A 22,467-nucleotide genomic window follows, 5' to 3' on the forward strand; every position below is an offset into this window, starting at 1 on the left:
CGCCGGCCTGGACGCCGCCCGCGCCCGCGGACGGGGCGGCGGCCGCCGCCCCTCCCTCACCCCCACGCAGATCCGCCGCGCCGGCGAGCTGTACCGACAGCAGGAGCTGCCAGTACAGGAGATCGCCGACCTGTTCGGCGTCTCCCGCATGACCATCTACCGCCATCTGCAGCCAGCCCCGACGTCCACGCCCGCCACGCCCGCCAGACCCACCGCCACCGACCTGCCCGGCCCGGCGACCTTTCCGGCGGCCACGCCGAGGCTCACAACCGGCAGGACGCACCCGGCCTCGTCGGCCACGTCGCCGAGGCCTGCGCTGAGCCCGCAGATATGCCCACCGCACCGGCCGTCGTCGACAGCGAAGCGCTCGACAGCCAGGGCGCCGAGAAGATGGGCTCAGCCGATGTCGCCCCGGCCACGGCCGACCACCCGTCGGCGGGCGCCACGCCGCGCCGCGCGTGCCATGCCGACGCGATCCCGGCGGTGGTCGACCAGCCGCCCGCAACCGCCGCACCGGCTCCTGCCGCCGCTGTGTCGGTGGCCGCCGACGAGCGCCAAGTCCTCGCCGAGGTACCCGGCCAAGGCCTCGCCGCGCAGGCGCCTCAGCCGTGCCAGTGCCTGATCTGTACCGGCCGCGGCTTTACGGCGAGGACTTCCTCCTCCTGGTCGACGGGGCACGGGTGGGAAGGCTGCACGCCGCACCCGACGGCTGGCAGGTCCACGGCCGGGACGGGCGGCTTGTCACCACGCTGCCCGCCGACGACGCGCACGGGGGCGACGTGGTGATCGTCGCCCGGGTCGCGGCGGCCGCGCTGGCCATCCCCGGCGCCAAGCACGCGGCGGTGACGGTCGGCCCGCTCACCGACGACCGCAGCAGAACCATCGACACCTCGCCGACCAGCCTGGCCTCCTAGAGCCTGCTCAAAGGCCGCGAGCCCGGTCGCGTCGACGTGATCGTGCGCAGCCGCTGCGTCGGCTGGCTCCAGCGCGACGGCCGTGACGTCGCCTGCACACTGGACGGCCCCGTGCCAGGATCGGCCAGCACCAACCGCGTGCTGGCCGCGCTCCTCGCCCCCGCGCCCCTGCCCGAGCTCGGCCCCGAGGCCCGCACCCCCAGGCGGCCGCGCGCTCGCTCGCCGCCGGAGCTGCCGATAAGCCCCTTCACCCCGGCGCAGCTCGCCGCCGTCGCGTTCGCCGACAACCTGCCGCGCCTGGCCGATGGCTCCTACCGCGTGCACATCCACGACGGCCTCGACGACACCGAGTTGGGCCGCGTCTTCCGCTCCGGCCGCCGCTGGCAGGCCCTGGCCCCCGACGGGCGCGTCGTCGTCCACCGCGCCGCCACCCGCACCGACGCCGTCGACCAGTTGCTCGCCACTACACGGCCGCAACGACCCTCCACTGAGCCATGAGCAGCGACAGAGCGTGGTTCGCGGCGCGCACCCAAGAGGAGATCGGCAAGCGCGTACGGGCGCTGGACGGCAGCACCCGCGGTGGGCGAGATAGAGATCGACGAAGAGCAATCCATAATCCGAGATCCGCAAGCCAATATCCGGAATAATGTGGATCAACTATTAATCAGCGATCCCGACTGTCCTTTCGTTTCCAGCTGTAGATACCGAAGCAGGCCACACCTATTGTTTGAAGCGTCGCCGCTATTATTGCGAGTGTATAGCCAGCTTGTTCGATGTCGGGGTCGGCGTTTTGTTTTAGTGCGAACGAGGTGATCCAGGCCAGAGTGGCAGCAGTGATTAAAATGTAGGCGGCCAGGCGCCAATTCTTCGCCATACGCATGGGTCCGGGGCCATCCAATAGAAATCGCAGTTGTGAACACCTCCGAGGCGGGCCGCATGCCAAGCCCCGGCTCACCGCCGGGGCTTGCCTCTGCCAGCGGGGGGCGCCGTCCTCCCCGCGGCTCGAAGGACACCTCATCCCATTCCACAGCACCCGCGCCGAATCTCGATCGCGGTGGATTCGGGCTCAGCCGTACGACGAGACCGTGGCGTGAGTCATCGAGGGTTTATGCAGGTGTCACAGAAAACCTTCTGAATGCTTACGATGATAAAGTTGCAGGAACTGATCAAAATTTGCTGTTTCCCTTTAGATGGCGGCGATACCGTTCCATAAAGTTAAAAACACCGGTAGCCTGGCCAGTATCCGACCCCGCATCCGCACTGCTCGCGCCGTAATCGCTGCTCAGCGGCCGGGCCCCACTATCGGGACCCAGGTAGCACCGCAACGAACCAATGACCGCCTGCTGGCTCGCACCAAGGCCAGGTCACTTAATAGTTGCCCCACGCGTCGCTCTTCGTCAGCAGTAACGTTCAGCCCTCTGATTGAACTCCTCCTGCGACAACAGCACATCCTTAGTGCCGCCAAGCTCGGCCGAATACTCTTGTATCATTATCTTTCCCCTCGGAATTTGGTTTTTCGATTGCGTTGTGAAATTCACCTCCCGGAGTCTGACATGTGTTTTAGTCGAGTACGGGCTGATGGCGTAGGTCTGGCCTTCGATGAAGTTGAGGTCGCCTTTTTGAATCTGCCACCCTGGCGGCAGTTTCTCCAGGCTCATGGAGACGCTCGTGCCGGTCAGAGGAGGCGGCTTGATATCAGCATGGTCGAGGAATTCACCACCAGCAAGGCGATAGACCACCACGCCGTCCGGGGCGGCCCCGCACCAGGTGGCCACCATGACGGGTTCGCCCTCGGCATTCACCGCCAGTCCGGCTAGTCCGCCGGGCGCGGTGGCTGTAGGGGCGCAGGCCGTCACGGCCATGACGAGCGTTATACCGGCTGCGACGCCTTTGATGATTCCTTGCTTCATCATTCATGCCTCGCGGCTATAGCAAACGGAGATATCAGCACTGTGTGTAGCCCCCTCTGACCAAGCCGGCTTGTCTCTCGAACTTATTCGTGCAGGGGTCCTCGCCCTCAATCAGGTAGAGGATGCCAAACGTGAACCAGATGCCCGTCTCTCTTGCGTAGTAGTACCACTGAGCCCTATGTACCTTCTCGTGCTCTACGAGACCATCGGATATCTCAGCGGTCCAGAGTTTCGTAAAGAACACGCCTCCGATTGTATAACCGACTCGCCCTTGCGGAAAGAACTCCTTACTCATGCCGGTACACATCACCATTCCCCGATTGGTGCCACAATGGCCACCGGCATATTCGGAGGCCCATGCCATCATTGCACCTTCAACCGCCTTGATATTTTCCATCTTGACAAGCTTGTGGATCAGCCAAAGCGGCGTCCCGGGAAGTAGCTCAGTTAGCGTTTTTACTCCGAGCTCCGCCAGATCGGCAGGGTTAAGCTTCTTGAGATATTCGACCCCCTTGTCCAATGATCTCTTCACGGCCCTGCCGAAATCTCTCAGCCAGCTTGGAAGACGAGGCATGCAGCATCCAGCGGCATCGCCTGCCGCTGGAGCAGTGCCCGCATATTTTCTCATGTCCCCGGCTTCAACCATCGCCGCATAAGCGACCCACAGATTCTCGTCATAAGTCAAGGTGGGGCTATAGCTCTGCATGTAGATTCTTTGCGCCTCAGCGCTCATGCGATAGAAGGGGACATCCTTCTCTACCGGCCTTCCGTTGGGCATGACCTTGTAGCCGAGCCTCTTGATCTCTTCATCAGAGAATTGCGGGAGATGCTCGTAGTCGTACCCAGGAGCCGTAACGAACTCATTCCACCATTGTTGATGCACAAAGGTCTCTGAGCAAATACCGTCGCCGCCGCAGACATAGCCATCGGGATCATTGTTTCCGATGAGCACGAGGCCGTATTGGGCATAGGTGTCGGCGACGGTCTGTGCGTCGTAGCCCAGGCTGTAGTTGCCGGGGTTGTCGAGTTGGGTGGTGTAGTGGCCGGTGGGGTCGGTGCCGGTGAGGGGGGAGGCGTTGGCGTAGGTGTAGCGGTTGGCTTGGACGGAGGGGTTGGGGGTGATGGTGGCGGTGTCGCGGCTGGTGAAGGTGCCGGTGCCGGGTTGGTACCAGCGGGCGTGCATGTTGACCTTGCCGGTGTCCGGGTCGGTGTATTCGCCCTGGTAGCCGAGGTTGGCCTTGGCTCCGGTCTGGGTGGTGACGGTGCCGAAGGGGTCGTAGGCGGTGGTGGTGGCCAGCGCGGTGCTGGTGAAGGTGGCGACCAGGTCGCCGTGCAGGTCGCTCATGGTGCCGAGCGCCGGGTTGGTGTCTTCTTGCTGGCCGAGCAGCCCACCAAAGGGGTCGCGGCCGTATCGGGCTTGGACGGCGCCGCTGGTGTCGGTGAGGGCGGCCAGGTCGTTGCCGAGTCCGGCGTAGGCGAAGTGGTGCTTGGAGGCGCCCTTGATCCGGGTGGTGACGCGGTCGAGGGCGTCGTAGCTGTAGAGGCTGTCGCCGTCGGCGATGAGCCGGTCGAAGGCGTCGAAGGTGAGCTGGGTCGTGGCGCCGTTCTTGGTCTGCGTGGCCAGGGTGCCGCGCGGGGTGTAGGTGTAGTCGGTTCCGTCGCCGCTGGTCAGACGGTTGCGTTCGTCGTAGGTGTAGGTCTTGGTGCCAGCCTTGGTGCGGTTGCCGACGGCGTCCCATTCGTAGGCGGTGGTGGCGCCGCCGGGGGCGGTCCAGGAGGTCAGGCGGCCGGCGTGGTCGTAGGTGTAGGCGTTGGTGCCCGCGCCGGCGGTGCCTGCGGTGGTCTTGGTGGTGAGGTTGTCGTCTTTGTCCCAGCCGTAGGTGATCTTGGCGAGCTGGGCGCCGGTATTGCGCTTGAGGGTGTGGGTTGCCAGCCGGTCCAGGGCGTCGTAGGTGAAGGTCTGGCTGTCGCTGGCGGTGGCGCCGATGGCGGCGTTCATGGAGGTGAGGCGGCTGGCCGCGTCGTAGCCGTAGGTGATCTTGCGTGTGGTGACCGGGTCGGTAGCGGTCTCCAGCCGTCCGGCGCTGTCCCAGGTGAAGGTGGCGGTGCCGGCCGCGTCGATGCGCTGGGTGGGGTTGCCGAGGCTGTCGTAGCTGTAGCTGGTCTGCGTCGACTCGCCGCGCTTGACGGTCAACGGGAGCGCGCGGTCGTTGTAGTCGACGCTCAGGTCGCCGATCGCGGTTCGGCGGCCCGCCTGGTCGTAGCCGAAGGTGCGCTCGGCGCTGGCAGCGCCGCCTCCGCCGCCGGTCTCGCGGGTGAGGCGGCCGAGGTGGTCGAAGGTGCGGTCGATGCGCACCCGGCCCGGCTGGATCTCGGCGGTCGGGTTGCCCGCCGGGTCGTAGATGTGCGTCCAGGTGCGGTCGGCCGCGTTCGGGTGAGCGGCGGTGGCCGGTTCGGTGACGGTTTCGGCCAGGCCGAGGCTGTTGTAGGTGGTCCAGGTGGCGTGGCCGCGGCCGTTGGTCAGCCGGGTGCGGGCGCCGGTGGCGTCGTAGCCGAAGCTGGTGGTGATCGACTCGCCGGTCTTGACCGGTTCGATGAGGGAGGTGAGCCGGTTGAGGGCGTCGAAGGTCTGCCGGGTTTGGTGGCCCTCGGCTGAGGTGAGGCTGGTCTGGTTGCCCGCGGCGTCGTAGCCGGCGCTGGTGGTGCGCAGCACGGCGCCGGAGGCGTTCAGGTCCTTGACGGCGGTCTTGCGGCCGGCCAGGTCGTAGTCGGCGGTGGTGGCGTTGCCCAGCGGGTCGGTCACCTTGGTGGGACGACCGGCCGGGTCGTAGGCCACCTTGGTGATGTTGCTGGCCGGGTCGGTCTGCTCGGTCACCTCACCGGCGGCATTCGGCTTGTAGCTGGCGGTGCGGTTGCCGGGTGCGACCGTCTTGGTGAGATGGCCGGCGTCGTTGTAGGTGAACGTGGTGGTGTAGGCGACTGCGGACGGTTTGCGCTCCACAGCCGTTTCGGTGATCCTGCGGCCGAGGTCGTCGTAGGTGGCCTCGACCCGAGCGCCGGTCGGATCCACGCCGGCCACTTGCTCGCCGGCCAGGTCATACTCCGTCACCCACCGCCCAGCTGTCTGCCCTTCAGGGGCCGGGTCGGTTATACGGACCCGGCGGCCGAGCTGGTCGTAGTCGAAGCTGCTGGTATTGCCGCGCGGGTCGGTGGTGCGGATCAACTGCCCGGCCGGATCGTAGGCGTGCGTGATGGCCGGGGTGATGGCGCTGCCGCCGGGAGGGGTGTAGGCGGGGGCGCTCTTGCGCGTCAGGCGACCGGCCCTGTCGAAGACAGAGGTCAGGGTGCGGCCCTCGGCGTCGCTCTCGTGCGTGCGCGCGCCGAAGGTGTCATAGCCGTAGCGGACCGATGGACGCGCCGCGTTCGCAGTGCCGGCCTTGTCGACCTGCACCTGCGGGCCGGTCACCTCGACTAGGCGGCCGAGGGCGTCGTAACGCAGGGTGGAGGTGAAGTCCGCTTCGCTGGCCCCGGAGATGTTGCCGCGCGGGTCGATGGTAGCGGTGGCCAGGCCGCGATCGTCATAGCGGGTCGTGGAGATCAGGTCCTGGCTACCGTTGTCCACGGTGGTCTTGGTGAGCTGGTTGACCTTGTTGTAGGCGTACTCGCTCACCTCGGTCCGGGAGGTGCCCGCACCGGTCAGCGTCTTGTTCTGCACGTTGTCGTTGGCGTCGTAGCCGAACGCGGTGACCCGCTCCAGCGCGGACGGGTCGAAGATCTCCGCGGTGAGGCGGTTGGCGGCGTCGTAGTCGAACACGGTGGTGACGGAGTCGCCGCCGACTTTCTGGGTGATGAGGTTGCCCGCCGGGTCGTACTCGTGCCTGTCCATCACCACGTCGCGGGGCGTCGCCGAGCCGTTGAGTTTGGCGTCGTCGGCGATCTTCTGCGACAGCTGGTTGTCGTCCCAGTAGGTGTAGGTGGTCTTGCGGCCCATCGCGTCGGTCTGGGCGGCCAGCCGCCCGGCCGGGTCGTAGCCGAATGAGGCCAGCAGCACATCGGTGGCCGGTTGCGGGTTGACCGGGCTGCCGGTCCACCCCTTCAGCGTGCGGGAGGTGGGCTCGCCGCGTTTGCTGTAGCCGTGGTCGATGATTGTGCCGCGGGCGTCGGTCACCCGGGTCAGCAGGCCGAGGCTGTTCCACACTTGCCGGTCCACACCACCCTCGGGGTCGGTGACCGTCTCGGGCCGGCCAAGGGCGTCGTAGGTGTAGACGGTGGCGCGTTCGGCGTCGCCACCGGTCAGGTCGGAGATCTTCTCACTCAGCTTGTTGCCGTCAGCGTCGTAGGCGTAGGTGGTCCGCTTGGTGTGCGTGACGTCGGTGATCTCGTTCTTGATGCCAGGCTCGGTCTGGGTCAGCGGCCGGCTCAGCCCGTCGTAGCTGAAGGTGGTCGCCACCCCGCCGGGGTGCGCCTGCGAGATCTCCGTCTTGCCGGTCGGCCGACCGATCGGGTCGTAGCCGAGGGTGGTTTTCAGGCCCTCGGGGTTGGTCTGCTCGGCCAGATCACCGGCCGCGGTGTAGCGGTAGGTCCAGGTGTTGCCCCGCGCGTCGGTCTTCGACGCCGCCAGGCCGGCCGGGGTGGTGCCGCCGCCGATCGCCGGCTCGCTGCCGTTGGTGTAGGCGATGGTGGCAGATCGGCCGGTGGGGAAGTCGCTGGTGGCCGGGGTCGTCTCCTTGGTCTGCTCGCCGTAGGCGTTGTACTCCCACTTGGTGGCGAAGGTGTTGTCGCTCTCGCCAGCGGAGCGGCCGTCGCGGTGGGCCAGCATGCGGTCGTTGCGCGGATCGAACGCATCGCTGGTGTTGAGGTGGTAGCTCCAGAACTCCACCGCGCACTCGCCCTGCGCCCGGCAGTACCAGCGGGCGACCACGTTGCCCCGCGCATCGTGATACAGCCGGGTGTCGATGTTGTTCCGGTCGGTGATCGTCTGCAGGAAGCCAGCCTGGTCGTAGTTGTACCACTCGGTGTGGCCGAGCTGGTCGACCTCACCGACCGGGCGATAACCACGCCAGGCGTCGTAGTAGAACTTCAGGCTCTCATTCGCCGGGTCGGTCACCACCACCGTGGACTCGCCCGACTGCACCTCCACCGCCAGGGCGCCGACCTTCCAGGTGCCGCCATGCCGGTCGGTGTGCGTCGCTAGCCGGTCGCTGACCGGATCGTAGGTGTTGGCCGCCCACACCCGCCCAGACGGCAGCGTCACCTGGGTCAGCTTGTGCACCTGCTGGGCGCGCGCCGCGTAGTGGTCGCCTATCTCCGCCTCGGTCAGCGGCTGGCCGTACAACGCGACCTCGTCGATCGCCCCCTGCAGCGGAAACGCCTGCTGGGTGGCCGGCACCGCCGGGGAAACGGCCGGGTCGGTGACACCGTTGCCGACGCTGGCCAGCTGCCGCCACCCGGTCACCGTCCCGGTCAAGGTGCCGACCTTCTGCCCGTCCAGATACAGCGCTTGGCTGGCGCCGGAGGCGGTCAGCACCACATGATGCCAGGCCCCGTCGTTGACCGCCCCGGACGTGGTGATCGGGTTGGTCACGGTGCCGAGCGAGCCGCGCAGCCGGCCGTCGGTGCCGACATACAGCATCGGCCCGTGCGCCGCCCCGTTGCTCTGCTGGCTACCGGCCGCGACCAGCACACCCGAGGCGCTGGTCTTGAACCACATCTCCAGCGACACCTGATCACCCAGATGGGAGACGATGTTGCTGGGCAGCTTCAGCACCGACCCCGTCGTGAAGCTCGCGGCGGTGTCGGGGGTGGCGGCCAGCGCGCCCGGCTGCCCGAGCGTCACCGACTGGTAGGTGGCGTGCCGCTCGGCCTGGCTCTGGTCGGCCGCCACCGTGCCGGAGGCCTCGCCCAGCCGCCAATAGGCGAACGGGTCGCCATCCAGCACCCGGCTGCGGTACTGCGAACCGCTCCCGTAGGCGTAGCTGGTGCAGTTCGGCGCCGCGGTCGGCGTGCACACCCGCACCAGCCGATCATCTTCATAGGAGTAGGTCCAGGTCAGCGGCGCGCCGTCGACAGCGTCGGTGGACACCTGCGCCACCCTGCCGCCGGACCAAGTGAAGTGCAGGGCGCGGCCGCCGGTGGCGGTCACCGTGGCCAGCTTGCCGTCGCCGCCATAGGACAGATCCTGCGCACGGCTGCGGCTGTCGATCACCTTGCGCAGCCGGCCCTGATCGTCGAAGACGTACTTGGTGGCCGACTTGTCCATGAAATGCCACCAGGTCGCCGTCCCGCCGGCCGGACAGGCCACGCCGGGCGGGGTGTAGCAGGACGGCGGCACCAGCGCCAGGCTGGCCTGCATCCCCGGCGGCGGCTGGAACACCCCGCCCGCATCCGGCGCGGCGAACCGGACCAGGCGCCCGTCCGCGCCGGTCACCAGCGCCGACACCCGCCCGCCGCGCTCGTCCCGCACGATCTTCATATCCCACGGCGCCGACCAGCCGGCGCCGAACATGCCATCCCGGCGCGGATCCATGCTGTTGTAGGTGCGCCGCACCGCCAGCGGCAGCCCCGCCGCCGAGACCGACACATCCGTCACCGAGGTGGTGTAGTTACCGGTCCGCGGGTCGAACTCCCGCCCCTCGGGCCCCTGCTCGGCCAGCCGCGAGGTCACCGCCGGCTGCCGCACCCCGGTGGTGAAGGTCAACGTCGACGACGTCGTGGTCAGCAACGAGGCCGAATCCCGTGCGGTCACCGTCCACCAGTACTGCCGGCCCCACACCAGCTTGCCGGCCGGCACCTGCCAGGCATTGCCACCGCCCGCCACATAGCCCGAACTCGTGCAACCGCTACCCGACATGGACTCCACATCGCACACCCGGAAGCTGTACGACACCGCCGAATCGCTCTCAGCCCACGCCCGCAATCTCGGCCGCAGCCCATCCACCAGCGACCCCGACAACGGATACACATCCACCAACGACGGCGCCGCCGCCAGCGCATCAACAGCCTCCGCCCGGGCCACCCCCGACGGCAGGCCCTCCTCCTCCGAGGTGCTGGCCTGATCCGGTGCTGGCCCGCTACGCCGCTCGGCCGGCACCACGTCCTTGGGCGGCTGCGGATCCGACTTCCAGCCCTTCTCGGGCGCCGCACCCGTGACGGCGGCCGTGGCGGTTGTCTCCCGTGCCACCAGCGGCGATAACCCCGCCGCACCGCCCGACTGCTGCACCGGAGTATCCGGCAAACCGGCAACAACAACGGCGCCCCCGCTCACGCCTGCCGCGGCAGGCCCGGCCTGGACTATCAGCAAGCCGGGCAGCAAGATCCCGGCCAGCCCGACCACCGACCAGCGCGACCCAGCCCACGACGACAACCGGCGCATGCGCCCTCACACTCCGAACCACGCAGGGCGCCCACCGACGCCAAACGAAGCTCCACCCCACCCGGCGCAAGAACAGGGTTCCTGACCCGTGCAGCTCGGAGCATGTTGCCAAACGGACGAAGCGTAACTTGCGCCCTAAAGTGCAACAAGATCAATTATGTCACATAAAGATCACATAAAACGATCACCCGAATCGCGGCAAGCGCACCGACTTGCCCAAATTCGGGCGACAGGATGGTGGGCTCCGACGCTGATCTTGTTACGGTGCCGGTCAGGTTCGTGTTGCTACCGCGTCGAGGTGTGCGATTGGTGATGCTGGTTCACGTGCATAAACCGGAGTTTGAGTTACTTCTGCCACACCTAGCCTCTGCCCGGATGGAGTCCGTGCAGGTCGTGGAAGGGCGGTCATGTTCACGATCGGCTCGGCGATGCCCACGGCTGCGTGCCCGAGCTGCGGCAGGATCTCGGCCAGGACGCACAGCGGCTACCGCCGGAGGCTGGCCGACCTGCCGATCTCCGGTCGCCCGGTGCAGATCAACGTCGGCGTCCGACGGTTCCGCTGCGATGATCCCGGATGCGGTGCGGCGACGTTCGCTGAGCAGATACCCAGTCTGCGCACCGTCGAGCGTTACGCCGCGCAGCTGCGGGAACGGACGGACCCGCCATCGACCGCGCCGACACCCCCGAAACCGCGCAGGGTCGCCGGCTGGATCATGTCCGATCCCGACCACCTGGCCGCGGGCGCCGCCGTGCCGCTCAAGTGCATCCTCGCGCGCTGCCCCGAGCTGGAGGCCACGCGCAGACACGTCGGTAGCTTCGCCAACATGATCCAAAACCTTGCCGGAGACAGGCTGCCGGGCTGGATCGATGCCGTCCGGGCCGATGGCCTGCCCGCGCTCCACAGCTTCGCGACTAGCCTCACCCGCGACCGGGACGCCGTTACCGCCGTGCTCACCCTGCCCTGGAGTAGCGGCCCTATGGAGGGCACCGTGAACCGACTAAATGATCAAGAGAAGCATGTATGGCCGCGCCAACCTCGACCTACTCCGTCGACGGCTCTTGATCACCTGAAGGCAACAAGATCAGCGCCGGATCCGGCTGGTGACAGCGCTCCGCGGCAGGATCTGTCAGTAGCCACCGGGATGGAGCAGACTGGCCGATTACCCGGAGGCCGGGCAGGTGGGATTGTATGGCGCCTCCGGGATGATGGCCTGGCGTCGACGCCGTTACGGGCGCGGTTGCCGCGGGAGGAGTACGCCTTATCGGCGGCCGCCGCACCGGGGCGGGTGCGCTGGGCAGGCGGACCTTGATGCGGGACAGCACGGCGCGAACTGCAGGCTGCCTCCAGCCTGTCCCGGGGTCAGGACGGACTCATGACCGCTCGCATGACAGCGCAGTTGCCCCAGTTCCGCTACCGTCGATCATCACGCCGGTTTGGGCGTCCACGCGGGGTCGCGACCCGCGAAGCCGAGTGCGCGGTCGAAGGCCGGCGCGTCCTCGGGGACCTCGACCACCGGTCCGAAGAGCCCTTCCCGGCCGGCTGCTTGCTCCGGTGCCGCCGACGCGCTGGTGAACGCAAGGACAGCCGCCGTGTCGGCCGGGTTGCACGTGAACGGCTGGCCGGTCGCGCGGGCCAGGTCCCAGCCGTGCAGGACCAGTTCGTCCAGGGCGACGATGCCCATCTGCTCGGCGGGCATCCTCACGCCGCCGGCCTCGGTCATCCCCTCCCAGGCCATGGGGTCGCGCCAGGCCTCCACCAGCTCGTCGAGCCGCCGTGGAAGCAGCGCGCGCCACCGCGGATCGAGATGTTCGGCACTCGCCGCTCCCGGCCCTGGTCCGCCTTCGGGCGGGGTGATCTTGCGGGCCGCCCAGGTGAACGCCAGCGACAAGCCCATGAAGTGGTCGAGCAGTGCGGCGACCGGGGTGTCAGCGCACGGCGTCGGATCGTCCAGTCGGTCCTCGGTCACGCCATCCAACAGGCGCGCCACCTCGCGGGCAGCGGACCCCAGATCGATCACGGGCATGGCGGCTCCTCTCCGTCGGACCCAACTCATCGCTCTACCGTGCTGACTCCCCAGGATCGAAGAAGTCATCGGTCGGCGCCGACAAATCTCCCGTCCGCGCTGGCGGTATCCGTGGGGAGGCCGGCCGCCGACGCGGCCCCGAGCAGAGGCGCCGGTCAAGGTGGAGCGCCCGGAGCGCAGCGCGGACGAACGGCCTTGACCTGCAACGATGCTCGGCCATCCTCGCGCGCCCGAGAACGATAAAGGCGTCCTCAGGGGCGACGAACCGATCAGGATCGGTCCTGTGGACGCATCGGGTCGGCCCCGAAGCGGGGCGCGGTGTTCCAGACCAAAGCCGGCCGCACTCGTAGCGGTTGGGGAATCGTCGCGGGACTGGGGTCAAGCGAGAACGAACTTGCCGGAGGTAGACGGCCGACCTGGCTTGCGGCGGGCGAAGCCCGCCCGAGGTAGGGCAGCCCGAGCGCAGCGAGGCCCTTTGGCCTGGGCGGGCGTCAGGCGGTCAGCCCCTCGGACGGGCAACGGGTGGGTGGCGTGGCGGGTCAGGTTGGGTCGTTCTCCCTGGTCGCGGATCTGGCTCTGCTGGGTTGGACTCTCATCGGCTCGCCGGGCATCTTCGGGTAGTTCGGGGGGTACGGCATGTCGCCACGCTCGTCCTGGGCGTACCGGTCGAGCAGGGCCTCGATCGAGTAGGCGTGATCGTCGATGGCCGCGTGGACGTCGCCCAGCTTGGCGAAGCGAGTCGGCACGGTGCGGATGTCGAAGTCGGCCGGGTCGGCGTCCGACAGCTCGTCCCAGGTCAGCGGGGTGGAGACGGTCGCCTCCGGCTTGGCGCGCACCGAGTAGGCGCTCACCACGGTGCGGTCGCGGGCGTTCTGGTTGAAGTCGATGAACACCCGCTCGCCCCGCTCCTCCTTCCACCAGGCCGTGGTCACCAGGTCGGGGGCGCGGTCCTCGACGGCCCTGGCCAGGGCGATGCCCGCGTGCCGTACCTGGACGAAGTCCCACCTCGGCTGGATGCGGACGGCGATGTGCAGGCCGCGGTTGCCAGAGGTCTTCACGAAGCCCGTCATGCCCAGCTCGCCGAGCACGTCGCGGGTCAGGAACGCGGCCTGGCGGGCGGCGGCGAACTCGACGCCCGGCTGCGGGTCGAGGTCGACGCGCAGCTCGTCGGGGTGCTCGACGTCGTCGGCGCGCACCTGCCAGGGGTGGAAGTCGATGGTGCCCAGGTTGGCGCAGTAGGCGATGGCGGCGACCTCGGTGACCTTCAGCGAGTCGGCCGTGCGCCCGCTGGGGAAGGTGACGGTGACGGTCTCCAGCCAGTCGGGGTGCTTGGCGGGCATCCGCTTCTGGTAGATGGCATCGCTGTGGATGCCGTCGGGGTGGCGTTTGAGGTTGGTCGGGCGGTCTCTCATCGCCCGCAGGGCGCCGTCGCCGACGCTCACGTAGTACTCGACGAGGTCGCGCTTGGTCGCGCCGATCTCCGGGAAGTAGACCTTGTCGGGGTTCGTGACCTTCACGGTCCTCTCCCCCACCTGGAGCTCTATGTACGGCGATGCCATGTCCCGAACCTACCCCCGAGTGGGTGGGTCCGTCCCGGAGCGCGCCCCGGTGGCGGGACCGAGGGCTCGACGGGACGGACCTCAAGATCACCCGCCGATGAGCCGTTCCGGGCGCTGGCGCGCCACCCGGCCGGCCTGCGACCGCCAGCGGCGCCAGCACGGGCGTGGGCTGTGCCGCTCGGGCGATCCGGCGAATGATCCCACCCTGAGCAGGAGGCGATGACACCCCCTTGCCTACAAAGACGCGAATTCGCCCCAGAAAGGATGCTCTCCCAGCGGAGATCTCTTTTTGCCACATCTCGTACGCTGGAGGCATGGACAAGGTGGTCAAGAGCGAGTCGGAGTGGCGGGTCCAGCTGTCGCCTGAGGAGTTCCACGTTCTCAGGCAGGCGGGCACCGAGCGGCCGTTCACCGGGGAGTACGTCGACACGAAGACCGAGGGCGTCTACTCCTGCCGCGCGTGCGGAGCCGAGCTGTTCAGGTCGGACGCCAAGTTCGAGTCGCACTGCGGGTGGCCGAGCTTCTTCGAGCCGTCGGAGTCGGAGGCGGTGCGGCTGATCGAGGACCGCAGCCACGGCATGGTGCGCACCGAGGTGCGCTGCGCCCGCTGCGACTCCCACTTGGGGCACGTGTTCCACGGTGAGGGCTATCCGACCCCCACCGACGACCGCTACTGCATCAACTCGGTCTCCCTGCGCCTCGAACCCAAGGAGTGACCGCTCCGCGACAGCGCGTACGGGCCGGCGGGCGGGGGTAGGGACTGGCGGGTGAGCCCTGTCCATCTGCGCCACCGGTGGGTGACGATCGAGGCCATCGGCCGTGTCCTCACGCAACGGTGCGAGGTGTGCGGCAAGACCCGCGTCCGGGTGCGGTGACACGACGCGGGCCGCGAACGGGGCCCTAGCCGGGGTCGGGGTGGGTGACCCTGCAGGTGGTGTCGCCGGCGCCGAGGATGTTGGCCAGCACGGGATTGCCGTTCTGGCCCGACTCCGCCTGCACGAACACGACCGGCTCCGCCACGCCGTTCTCCCGCAGGTACGCGAGGCCGCGTTCGCAGAGGGTGAGGGCCGCGGAGGAGTTGTCGGCGGATTCGGGCAGGTCCGTGTAGATGCGCAGGTATCCGCCGACGGTGCGGATCTCCTTCAGGTGCCTGACCGCCGTGTCGCCGGGTGACCAGCGCGTGCGGAAGTATTCGGCCGCCTTGGGGTCGGTGTCCTTCGACGGGCCGTCGGCCTTGGGGTCGGACTCCTCGCCGGACTGGCCCGACTCGCCCGAGTCGCCCTCTCCCGACTGGCCAGTCGGGCCGGGCTGGCCCGAGCTGCCCGGCTGGCCCCACTCGCCCGACTGGTGGGAGCGCGCCGACGAGGTCACGTCGCCGGACGCCCCGGAAGAGCCGGACGTCGCCCCGGAAGAGCCGGATGAGCCGGAGGCCCCCGACGCCCCCGACGCCCCGGAAGCACCGGAAGAGCCGGAATAGCGGGGAGAGCCGGATGAGCCGGTCGCGTTCGAGTCGCCGTCCGTGGAGGTGGCCGTCCGTGCGGGCGCACCGGCGAGCGGGACGGTGGGCGAGCCGTCGACGCCGAGCAGCCCCACGATCCCGCCCGCCAGCGTCAGCGTCCCCGCCGACACCCACACCGTCCACGGCCGCCGCGCCCACGAGCCCTTCGGCCTCGCGTGCCTGCTCCCACCGCGTCGCCCGCGTCGCCCTCGCCTGCCGCGCCGTTCCCGTGGATCGCCGTCCGGCGGGTACGCGCTCCCCTTACCGGCGCCCCCCTTACCAGCGCTCCCCTTACCGGCGCTCCCCTTACCGGCGCCCCCCCTGCCGCGCGCCTCCCGGGTGACCCGCCACTCCGACGACGCCCGGGGCTCCTCACCGAATGACCCCGGCCGCGCGTACGGATGCCGCCTTTGCTTTCCCGACCCCCCGGCCATCTGACGACCCCCTGGAACGAGACAACCCGTCATCCAATGACGATTGTGACGAGTCAGGTAGATCAATGCAGACGGATGCCCAAGATGGCCTTTACCGCGCGCCCGCCCGTCAGGGCAGGGCCGCGACGAGCTCCTGCACCGGCTTGCGGACCCCGGTGTAGAACGGGATCTCCAGGCGGGTGTGCCGGCGGGCCTGTGCGCCGCGCAGCTCGCGCATCAGGTCGACGATGCGGTGGAGGTCGTCGGCCTCGAACGCCAGCATCCACTCGTAGTCGTTGAGCGCGAAGCAGGCGACGGTGTTGGCCCGCACGTCGGGGAAGTCGCGCGCCATCTGGCCGTGCTCGGCGAGCATCGCCCGCCGCTCCTTGTCCTCCAGGAGGTACCACTCGAGCGAGCGGACGAACGGGTAGACGCTCACGTACGCCCTGGGCTGCTCCTCGGCGAGGAACGCCGGGATGTGCGACTTGTTGAACTCGGCGGGCCGGTGCAGCGCCATCGCCGACCACACCGGCTCGCTGTGGCGGCCGAGCTCGGTGCGGCGGAAGCGGGAGTAGACGTCCTGCAGGTCCTCGGGCGTGGGCGCGTGCCACCAGAACATGAAGTCGGCGTCGGCCCGGAACCCGGCCACGTCGTAGAGGCCGCGGGTCACCACGTCTTTCAGCGCCGCCTGCTCCAGCAGCGCGCCGAGCTCGTCGCCCATCTTCTCGCGGTCGCCGGGCACGGGGCCGGTCACCTTGAACACGGACCACATCGTGTAGCGGATCACCTGGTTGAGGTCGCGGGCCTTGGGCCGCGGGGCGCCTTCTGTCATGCCCCCATTCTCCTCAACGGGACAGGTGGTCCAGAATCCGGGCGGCGGCGGTGCGCGCGGTCGCGACGCAGGCCGGAATGCCCAGCCCGTCGTAGGCGGCGCCGCAGACGGCGAGCCCCGGCTGGACGGCGACCGCGGCGCGCACCCGGGCCACGCGGTCGAGGTGGCCCACGTTGTACTGCGGCAGCGAACCGCCCCATCGGGTGACGCGGGTGTCGAGCGGCAGCCCGCGCACGCCGAGCACGCCGGCCATCTCCGCCATGGCCAGCGAGACCAGCTCGGCGTCGTCACGCTGCAGCAGGTGCTCCTCGCCGATCCGGCCGATCGAGCAGCGCACCACCACCACGTCGCCGCCCAGGTGGGGCCACTTGACCGAGCTGAACGTGGCCGCCTTGACCGGCCTGCCCTCCACGGGCGGCACCAGGTAGCCGCTGCCCGTGGGCGGCTCGGGGAAGGCGTCGGCGGCGTAGGCGAGCGTGACGATGGCCATGCTGGCGTACTCGATCCGGGCCAGCTCGCCCGCCGCGTTGGGCACCTCGGCCTGGAGCAGCTTCGCGGCGGCGGGGCCGGGTATGGCGACGATCACCGCGTCGGCCTCGACGATCTCAGGTTTCGGCACCGGCCCGGTCACCAGCCGCCATCCGCCGGCGGTCCTGTGCAGCTCGCGGACGGTCACGCCGGTCCTGACCTCGGCCTCCGACGCCTTGGCCACCGCCTCGGGCAGGCTGCCCATGCCGTAGCGGAGCGAGGTGAAGACGGGGCCGGCGTCGACGGGCGCCTCCTCGACGATCTGCCTGGCCGCCGCCAGCAGCGAGCGCTCGGACCGGGCGGCGGCGGCCACCCTGGGCATCGTCGCCTCCAGCGACAGCCTGTCGGAACGGCCCGCGTACACGCCGCCGAGCAGCGGCTCGACCAGCCGTTCGAGGACCTCGCCGCCCATCCGGGCCCGGATGTAGGAGGCCACGGACACGTCGGTGCGCACGAGGGTGGCGGGCAGGATTTGGTCGATCGGCACCCGCAGCAGCCCGCCCGCCGACATGATGCCCGAGCGGGCCAGCTCGGCCAGGTCGGCGGGCACGCCCATGACCTGTGCCTTGGGCATCGGCCGCAGCGTGCCCCGGCTGAGGATGGCGGCCCGCGTGGTGCCGGGGCTCACCAACTCGTCGCCGAGGCCGACCGCTCTGGCCAGGTCCTTGCCCTCGGGCCGCCTGGCCAGCATGGACTCCGCCCCCGCGTCGACCATGAGCCCGGCTACTTCGGAGGCGAGCAGCTTGCCGCCGATGCGCGGGCTGCCTTCGAGCAGCGTCACCTTGACGCTCGCGCCGCGCAGGGCATGGGCGCCCTGGCGGAGGTGCCACGCGGCGGCCAGACCCGAGATGCCGCCCCCGACGACTACTACGTGCGCCTGATTGCCTTCCACGCCTCCGAACGGTACCGCCTTATCGGCCCGGTCGTCCGTCCGGGGCGCGTGACCGTAACGCCGTGAGCCGCCGCTCGAGACGTCTGACCGTTATGTCCACCCGTTACGTCCACGCTTATGTCCACCCGTTACGTCCACGCTGCGACCGGCCCGGCGAGTGACACAGCGAGAGGTGTGTGACCGTACCGTGACGAGGCGCATCAAACCCCTCCAGGGTGCGTTCCGTCTTAGGGACATGAGGAGATACCAGTACGGCCTGGCGTTAACGGCCGCCTGCACGGCCCTGCTCCTGACGGGATGCGGGGGCGGGCCGGACGCCCAACCCGCGTCCGGGGGCGCGGAGCAAGCCGCGGCACCCGACACGTATGCCCGGGGGGCGCCCGAGGGCGGCGTCGCGCAGGACCAGGCCGCGCCCATCACCGAGGGCGAACCGGCCCGCAAACGCGCCCCGGCGACCTCGGAGCAGGACCGCCAGGGCGTGGCCTCCGGCGTCAAGGTGTCCCAGCAGGACCGGCAGGTCATCTACGTTGCCCGGATGACCGTACGGGCCAAGGAGGTCACGGGCGCGACCCAGCGGGCCAAGCAGCTGGTCACCGCGGTGGGCGGCTACCTGTCGAAGGAGGAGTCACAGTCCGGTGACGGCGGCAACGGCTCCGCGACGCTGGAGTTCAAGATCCCGCCCGCCCGTTACGCGGAGGTGCTCGCGAGCCTCGGCAAGGACCTGGGCAAGCAGCTTTCGCTGTCCCAGGGCACCGAGGACGTCACCCTCCAGGTGGCCGACGTGAACAGCAGGCTGAAGTCGGCCCAGCAGGCCCTCGACTCGCTGCGAACGCTGCTGAAGAAGGCCGACACGATCGGCGCGGTGCTGCAGGTGGAGCGGGAGATCGCCGCCCGGGAGGCCGACGTCGAGTCGCTGCAGGCCCAGCAGAAGGAGCTCGCCAGGCAGGTCGGCATGGCCACGCTCACGCTCACGGTGGTCGGCCCTGTCGCGGTCGTGAACACGCCGCCGGAGGAGCCGCCGGGGTTCCTGGGCGGGCTCCAGGCGGGCTGGGCGTCGCTGGTGGCGTTCGGGAAGGTGGTGCTCACCGTGCTCGGCGTGGTGCTGCCGTGGCTGGTCGTGATCGTGCCCGTGCCGGTGCTCGCGATCCATCTCGTACGGCGCGCCCGCGCGAGGCGACCGGAGCGGCCGGCCCCGCCGGACACCCCGGCGACGCCCGAACCTCAGGCGCCGTGAACGAGGCCCGAACCTCAGGCGCCGTGAACGACGCCCGAACCGAGGCCCGACCCTCAGGCGCCGTGAACGAGGTCGGTGAGGCGCTTGAGCTGGTCGGGGTCCGTCGAGGGAAGAACGCCGTGTCCTAGATTGAACACGTGCCCCTCGGCGGCCCGGCCGCGTCGCAGCACCTCGCGGGCCTTGCGCTCGACGACCTCCCAGGGCGCCATGAGGATGGCGGGGTCGAGGTTGCCCTGCAGCGCCTTGCCCGGCCCGACGCGGCGCGCGGCCTCGTCGAGCGGCACCCGCCAGTCGACGCCCACCACGTCGGCCCCGGCCTCGCCGAGCAGTCCGAGCAGCTCACCGGTGCCCACGCCGAAGTGGATGCGCGGCACGCCGAGGTCGGCAAGCCCGTCGAAGATGCGGCGCGTGTGGGGCAGGACGAACTCGCGGTAGTCGTCGGGGGCCACCGCGCCCACCCACGAGTCGAACAGCTGGATCGCCGAGGCGCCCGCCCTCACCTGGATGCGCAGGTGCTCCAGGACGATGCCGGCCAGGCGGTCCATCAGGTCGTGCCAGAGCCGCGGCTCGCCGTACATCATGGCCTTGGTGCGGTCGTGGTGCCTGGACGGCCCGCCCTCGATGAGGTAGGAGCCCAGCGTGAACGGCGCGCCCGCGAAGCCGATCAGCGGCGTGCCGCCGAGCTCGCCGACGAGAGTCTCGATCGACTCGGTGACGTAGGAGACGTCGCCGGGCTCCAGCGGGCGCAGCGCGTCGAGGCCCGCGGCGTCGCGGACGGGCTGGGCCACGACGGGGCCGACGCCGGGCTTGATGTCGAGGTCGACGCCGATGGCCTTGAGCGGCACGACGATGTCGCTGAAGAAGATGGCGGCGTCGACGCCGTAGCGGCGGACGGGCTGCATGGTGATCTCGACGACCAGGTCGGGCGTCTGGCAGGCGGTCAGCATGGGCACGCCCTCGCGCACCTTCAGGTATTCGGGCAGCGAGCGCCCGGCCTGCCGCATGAACCACACGGGGACATGGGGAACGGGCTGCCGCCGGCAGGCGCGCAGGAACGTCGACTCGGCGAGATTCACCCTCCAAGGGTGCCATGCTCCGGGGGCGGTTCCGGCATCCGGTCGAGGTGCTCCCGCCCTCCCCCACGACCTCTCCGGAAAAACCTACGTAGTACGGGCCAAATCATGATCAGATAGATCAATGGAGGTTTACCCGCCGACCGGACATGGACCGCACACTCAGGTCGAACACACCCCATGGAGGGCCATAAAGCCGGTCTTCACTGGACCAAATGTTCGCCAAGCCACCGCGCGGCACCGATTCGGCATCCACTTTCGGGACACGCCGAGCGCGTTGCGCGGAAATGTCGCTGCGGCGTGCCACCGTCGGAGCGACGATCCGACGAAAGGCCTCGGTGCGATGACCGCGTTGTGGAGTTCCCCAGAGCGCCGCAGTGAGACCTGCGCTTCCTGCGCGGGTGAGCGGCCCTTCGAGCAGCCGCCGTGCTACGACGGGCACGAGCCCGGGGAGTGCCCCGAGTGGGTCTGCGCCGAGTGTGGCCACGCCGTGCTGATCGCCCCGCCCGCGAGCGTCCGGCGGGCTCGGCAGCTGGTTGCGGCAGCGGTTTGAGCACGTACGATGAGCACCCCCGTGGTCCCCTTCCGCCCGCTCTCGACCTACTCTTCGGCTATGACCTTCGGTGACCAGCCACCGGCTCCCGCGGCGTTCAGGCGCGCGGTCGAGAGCCTCCGGCTGGCCGAGGTCAGGCCGGAGATCGAGCTCGAGGACCTGCCCGCCCCGCAGCGGCTGGCCCCCCACTCCGCCGCCATCGGCGCGTCGGTCTACCGCGACGACGACGAGCTGGCCGTCGGCAGGCTGATCCTGCTCTACGACCCGGACGGCCAGCGCGGCTGGCAGGGCCCGTTCCGGCTGGTGGCCTACGTGCGCGCCGACATGGAGCCCGAGATCACCTCCGACCCGCTGCTCGGCCCGGTCGCGTGGAGCTGGCTCACCGACGCGCTCGACGCGCATCAAGCCGACTACTCCGCCGCCGGCGGTACCGTGACTAGAGCTGTGTCCGAGGGGTTCGGCAACAAGGCCGACGACCCGGTCACCACCGAGCTGGAGCTTCGGGCGTCCTGGTCCCCCACCCAGGAAGACCTCTCCGGCCACGTCGCCGCCTGGTGCGACCTGATGTGCGTGGCGGCGGGGTTGCCGCCGCTCCCGCCGGACGTGGCCACCCTGCCCCGCAGACGCGAAGATCCGGAGAGTGACCGAACGAAGTGAGGGCACCAGTCAACAGAACGTCCCAGTCATGAGAGCGGTGGACTCATGACAGAAGAACGCACCATCGTCCCGCTGCTGGAGCCGCGCGAGGGCATTCCTCCCGTCGTCGCCGACGACGCCGCCCTGGCCCGGGTGGTGGGCGCCTTCGCCCGCGGCACGGGCCCGGTGGCCGTCGACGCCGAACGCGCCTCGGGCTACCGTTACGGCAACCGTGCCTACCTGGTGCAGCTGCGCCGCGCGGGGGCCGGCAGCGCGCTGATCGACCCCATCGGCTGCCCCGACCTGACCGGCCTGGACGAGGCCCTGGCAGGCGCGGAGATCGTGCTGCACGCCGCCTCGCAGGACCTGCCCTGCCTGCTGGAGGTGGGCTTCCGTCCGCGGGAGCTGTTCGACACCGAGCTGGCGGGACGGCTGCTCGGCTACGAGCGGGTCGGGCTCGGCACGATGGTCGAGACGGTGCTTGGGCTGCGGCTGGAGAAGGGCCATTCGGCCGCCGACTGGTCGACCAGGCCGCTGCCCGAAGACTGGCTGCGCTACGCCGCGCTGGACGTCGAGGTGCTGGTCGAGCTCCGCGACGTCCTGCACCGGGAGCTGGAGGAGAGCGGCAAGCTGGAATGGGCGCGCGAGGAGTTCGCCGCCGTCCTCGGCACACCGCCCGCCACGCCGCGCTCCGACCCGTGGCGGCGCACCTCGGGCATCCACAAGGTGCGCAACGTGCGCGCTCTGGCCATCGTCCGCGAGCTGTGGACGATGCGCGACAGGATCGCCCGCGAGAACGACCTCGCCCCGGGCAGGGTGCTGCCCGACTCCGCGATCGTGGCGGCCGCGCTCGACGCGCCGCGCACCAGGAAAGCGCTCACCGAGATCACGGCGTTCACCGGGCGCAGCGCGCGCAGGCACATGAGCGACTGGCTGGCCGCGGTCAACCGGGCGCGCGCGCTGCCCGAGACGCAGCTCCCGCAGCCGAGCACGCCCGGCGACGGCCCGCCCCCCGCCAACCGCTGGCCC

General features: G+C 69.6%; 16 protein-coding genes and 2 pseudogenes. 9 read left to right on the top strand and 9 right to left on the bottom strand.

Features of this window, described 5'->3' with window-relative positions; translation table 11 throughout:
* Window positions 1-7: 7 nt before the first annotated feature.
* Genes DQW85_RS48045 through DQW85_RS01975 form a run of 3 tightly spaced genes read left to right on the top strand, consistent with a single transcriptional unit; the run spans window position 8 to window position 1,412 of the window.
* Entirely contained in the window at window positions 8-622 is a 615-nt protein-coding gene (locus tag DQW85_RS48045; RefSeq protein ID WP_420819137.1) for a helix-turn-helix domain-containing protein, read from the top strand.
* Window positions 609-914, top strand: a complete 306-nt coding sequence (locus tag DQW85_RS01970) for a hypothetical protein (RefSeq protein WP_162794649.1) — start codon at window positions 609-611, stop codon at window positions 912-914. The genes DQW85_RS48045 and DQW85_RS01970 overlap by 14 nt, the downstream gene beginning before the upstream one ends.
* 36 nt (window positions 915-950) lie before the next feature.
* Window positions 951-1,412 carry a hypothetical protein gene (locus DQW85_RS01975; RefSeq protein WP_113698733.1) on the top strand — a complete coding sequence of 154 codons (462 nt, stop codon included), beginning with the start codon at window positions 951-953 and terminating at the stop codon, window positions 1,410-1,412.
* Window positions 1,413-1,578: 166 nt separating this feature from the next.
* Here DQW85_RS01975 and DQW85_RS44025 read toward each other — a convergent pair whose 3' ends face one another.
* The 3 genes from DQW85_RS44025 to DQW85_RS01985 all read right to left on the bottom strand — a co-directional run bounded on the left by DQW85_RS44025 (window position 1,579) and on the right by DQW85_RS01985 (window position 10,157).
* On the bottom strand, window positions 1,579-1,794 hold the full coding sequence (locus DQW85_RS44025) for a hypothetical protein (protein ID WP_162794650.1): 216 nt from the start codon (window positions 1,792-1,794) through the stop codon (window positions 1,579-1,581).
* 517 nt (window positions 1,795-2,311) lie between these two features.
* Window positions 2,312-2,827, bottom strand: coding sequence for a hypothetical protein (locus DQW85_RS01980; RefSeq protein ID WP_162794651.1), 516 nt, complete (start codon window positions 2,825-2,827; stop codon window positions 2,312-2,314).
* Between the two features lie 31 nt (window positions 2,828-2,858).
* The gene (locus DQW85_RS01985; RefSeq protein WP_162794652.1) at window positions 2,859-10,157 is read right to left on the bottom strand and encodes a LamG-like jellyroll fold domain-containing protein; all 7,299 of its coding nucleotides are present in this window, start codon (window positions 10,155-10,157) and stop codon (window positions 2,859-2,861) included.
* 467 nt (window positions 10,158-10,624) lie between these two features.
* Between DQW85_RS01985 and DQW85_RS47520 the strand changes: the two are divergent.
* Window positions 10,625-10,753: pseudogene (locus DQW85_RS47520) on the top strand (transposase family protein); the annotation flags it as partial.
* A gap of 342 nt (window positions 10,754-11,095) precedes the next feature.
* Window positions 11,096-11,267, top strand: a pseudogene (locus tag DQW85_RS46410) (transposase); the annotation flags it as partial.
* 353 nt (window positions 11,268-11,620) lie between these two features.
* Here the strand turns inward: DQW85_RS46410 and DQW85_RS02000 are convergent.
* A complete protein-coding gene (locus DQW85_RS02000; RefSeq protein ID WP_113698738.1) occupies window positions 11,621-12,220 on the bottom strand; it encodes a TIGR03086 family metal-binding protein in 600 nt (199 codons plus the stop codon).
* A 539-nt stretch (window positions 12,221-12,759) separates the two neighbouring features.
* On the bottom strand, window positions 12,760-13,779 hold the full coding sequence (gene ligD / locus DQW85_RS02005; protein WP_113698739.1) for a non-homologous end-joining DNA ligase: 1,020 nt from the start codon (window positions 13,777-13,779) through the stop codon (window positions 12,760-12,762).
* 314 nt (window positions 13,780-14,093) lie between these two features.
* Between ligD and msrB the strand changes: the two genes are divergently transcribed.
* A complete protein-coding gene (gene msrB / locus DQW85_RS02010) occupies window positions 14,094-14,495 on the top strand; it encodes a peptide-methionine (R)-S-oxide reductase MsrB (protein ID WP_113698740.1) in 402 nt (133 codons plus the stop codon).
* 184 nt (window positions 14,496-14,679) lie between these two features.
* Here msrB and DQW85_RS02015 read toward each other — a convergent pair whose 3' ends face one another.
* The 3 genes from DQW85_RS02015 to hemG form a co-directional block, all read right to left on the bottom strand.
* Window positions 14,680-15,408 (bottom strand): hypothetical protein, encoded by a 729-nt coding sequence (locus DQW85_RS02015; protein WP_162794653.1) that lies wholly within the window; start codon window positions 15,406-15,408, stop codon window positions 14,680-14,682.
* 412 nt (window positions 15,409-15,820) lie between these two features.
* Entirely contained in the window at window positions 15,821-16,522 is a 702-nt protein-coding gene (gene hemQ / locus DQW85_RS02025; protein WP_113698743.1) for a hydrogen peroxide-dependent heme synthase, read from the bottom strand.
* 13 nt (window positions 16,523-16,535) lie between these two features.
* Entirely contained in the window at window positions 16,536-17,942 is a 1,407-nt protein-coding gene (hemG, locus tag DQW85_RS02030; protein ID WP_113698744.1) for a protoporphyrinogen oxidase, read from the bottom strand.
* Window positions 17,943-18,177: 235 nt separating this feature from the next.
* Here hemG and DQW85_RS02035 point away from each other — a divergent pair, with 235 nt between their 5' ends.
* Window positions 18,178-19,176 carry a DUF4349 domain-containing protein gene (locus DQW85_RS02035; protein WP_113698745.1) on the top strand — a complete coding sequence of 333 codons (999 nt, stop codon included), beginning with the start codon at window positions 18,178-18,180 and terminating at the stop codon, window positions 19,174-19,176.
* A gap of 53 nt (window positions 19,177-19,229) precedes the next feature.
* Here the strand turns inward: DQW85_RS02035 and hemE are convergent, their stop codons facing one another.
* On the bottom strand, window positions 19,230-20,189 hold the full coding sequence (gene hemE, locus DQW85_RS02040) for a uroporphyrinogen decarboxylase (RefSeq protein WP_240196865.1): 960 nt from the start codon (window positions 20,187-20,189) through the stop codon (window positions 19,230-19,232).
* A 673-nt stretch (window positions 20,190-20,862) separates the two neighbouring features.
* Between hemE and DQW85_RS02050 the strand changes: the two genes are divergently transcribed.
* A complete protein-coding gene (locus DQW85_RS02050) occupies window positions 20,863-21,459 on the top strand; it encodes a DUF3000 domain-containing protein (RefSeq protein ID WP_113698748.1) in 597 nt (198 codons plus the stop codon).
* A gap of 45 nt (window positions 21,460-21,504) precedes the next feature.
* The coding region (locus DQW85_RS02055) for a ribonuclease D (protein ID WP_162794654.1) at window positions 21,505-22,467 on the top strand (963 nt) is incomplete at its 3' end.

It is taken from the genome of Nonomuraea lactucae (assembly GCF_003313395.1).
Lineage (GTDB): Bacteria > Actinomycetota > Actinomycetes > Streptosporangiales > Streptosporangiaceae > Nonomuraea > Nonomuraea lactucae.

Bases quoted from the DNA above. Each gene is read 5' to 3' on its own strand.
- DQW85_RS44025 (WP_162794650.1), bottom strand. From the start codon at position 1,794: ATGCGTATGGCGAAGAATTGGCGCCTGGCCGCCTACATTTTAATCACT.
- DQW85_RS01980 (WP_162794651.1), bottom strand. From the start codon at position 2,827: ATGATGAAGCAAGGAATCATCAAAGGCGTCGCAGCCGGTATAACGCTC.
- DQW85_RS02000 (WP_113698738.1), bottom strand. From the start codon at position 12,220: ATGCCCGTGATCGATCTGGGGTCCGCTGCCCGCGAGGTGGCGCGCCTG.
- ligD (WP_113698739.1), bottom strand. From the start codon at position 13,779: ATGGCATCGCCGTACATAGAGCTCCAGGTGGGGGAGAGGACCGTGAAG.
- msrB (WP_113698740.1), top strand. From the start codon at position 14,094: ATGGACAAGGTGGTCAAGAGCGAGTCGGAGTGGCGGGTCCAGCTGTCG.
- hemQ (WP_113698743.1), bottom strand. From the start codon at position 16,522: ATGACAGAAGGCGCCCCGCGGCCCAAGGCCCGCGACCTCAACCAGGTG.
- DQW85_RS02035 (WP_113698745.1), top strand. From the start codon at position 18,178: ATGAGGAGATACCAGTACGGCCTGGCGTTAACGGCCGCCTGCACGGCC.
- DQW85_RS02050 (WP_113698748.1), top strand. From the start codon at position 20,863: ATGACCTTCGGTGACCAGCCACCGGCTCCCGCGGCGTTCAGGCGCGCG.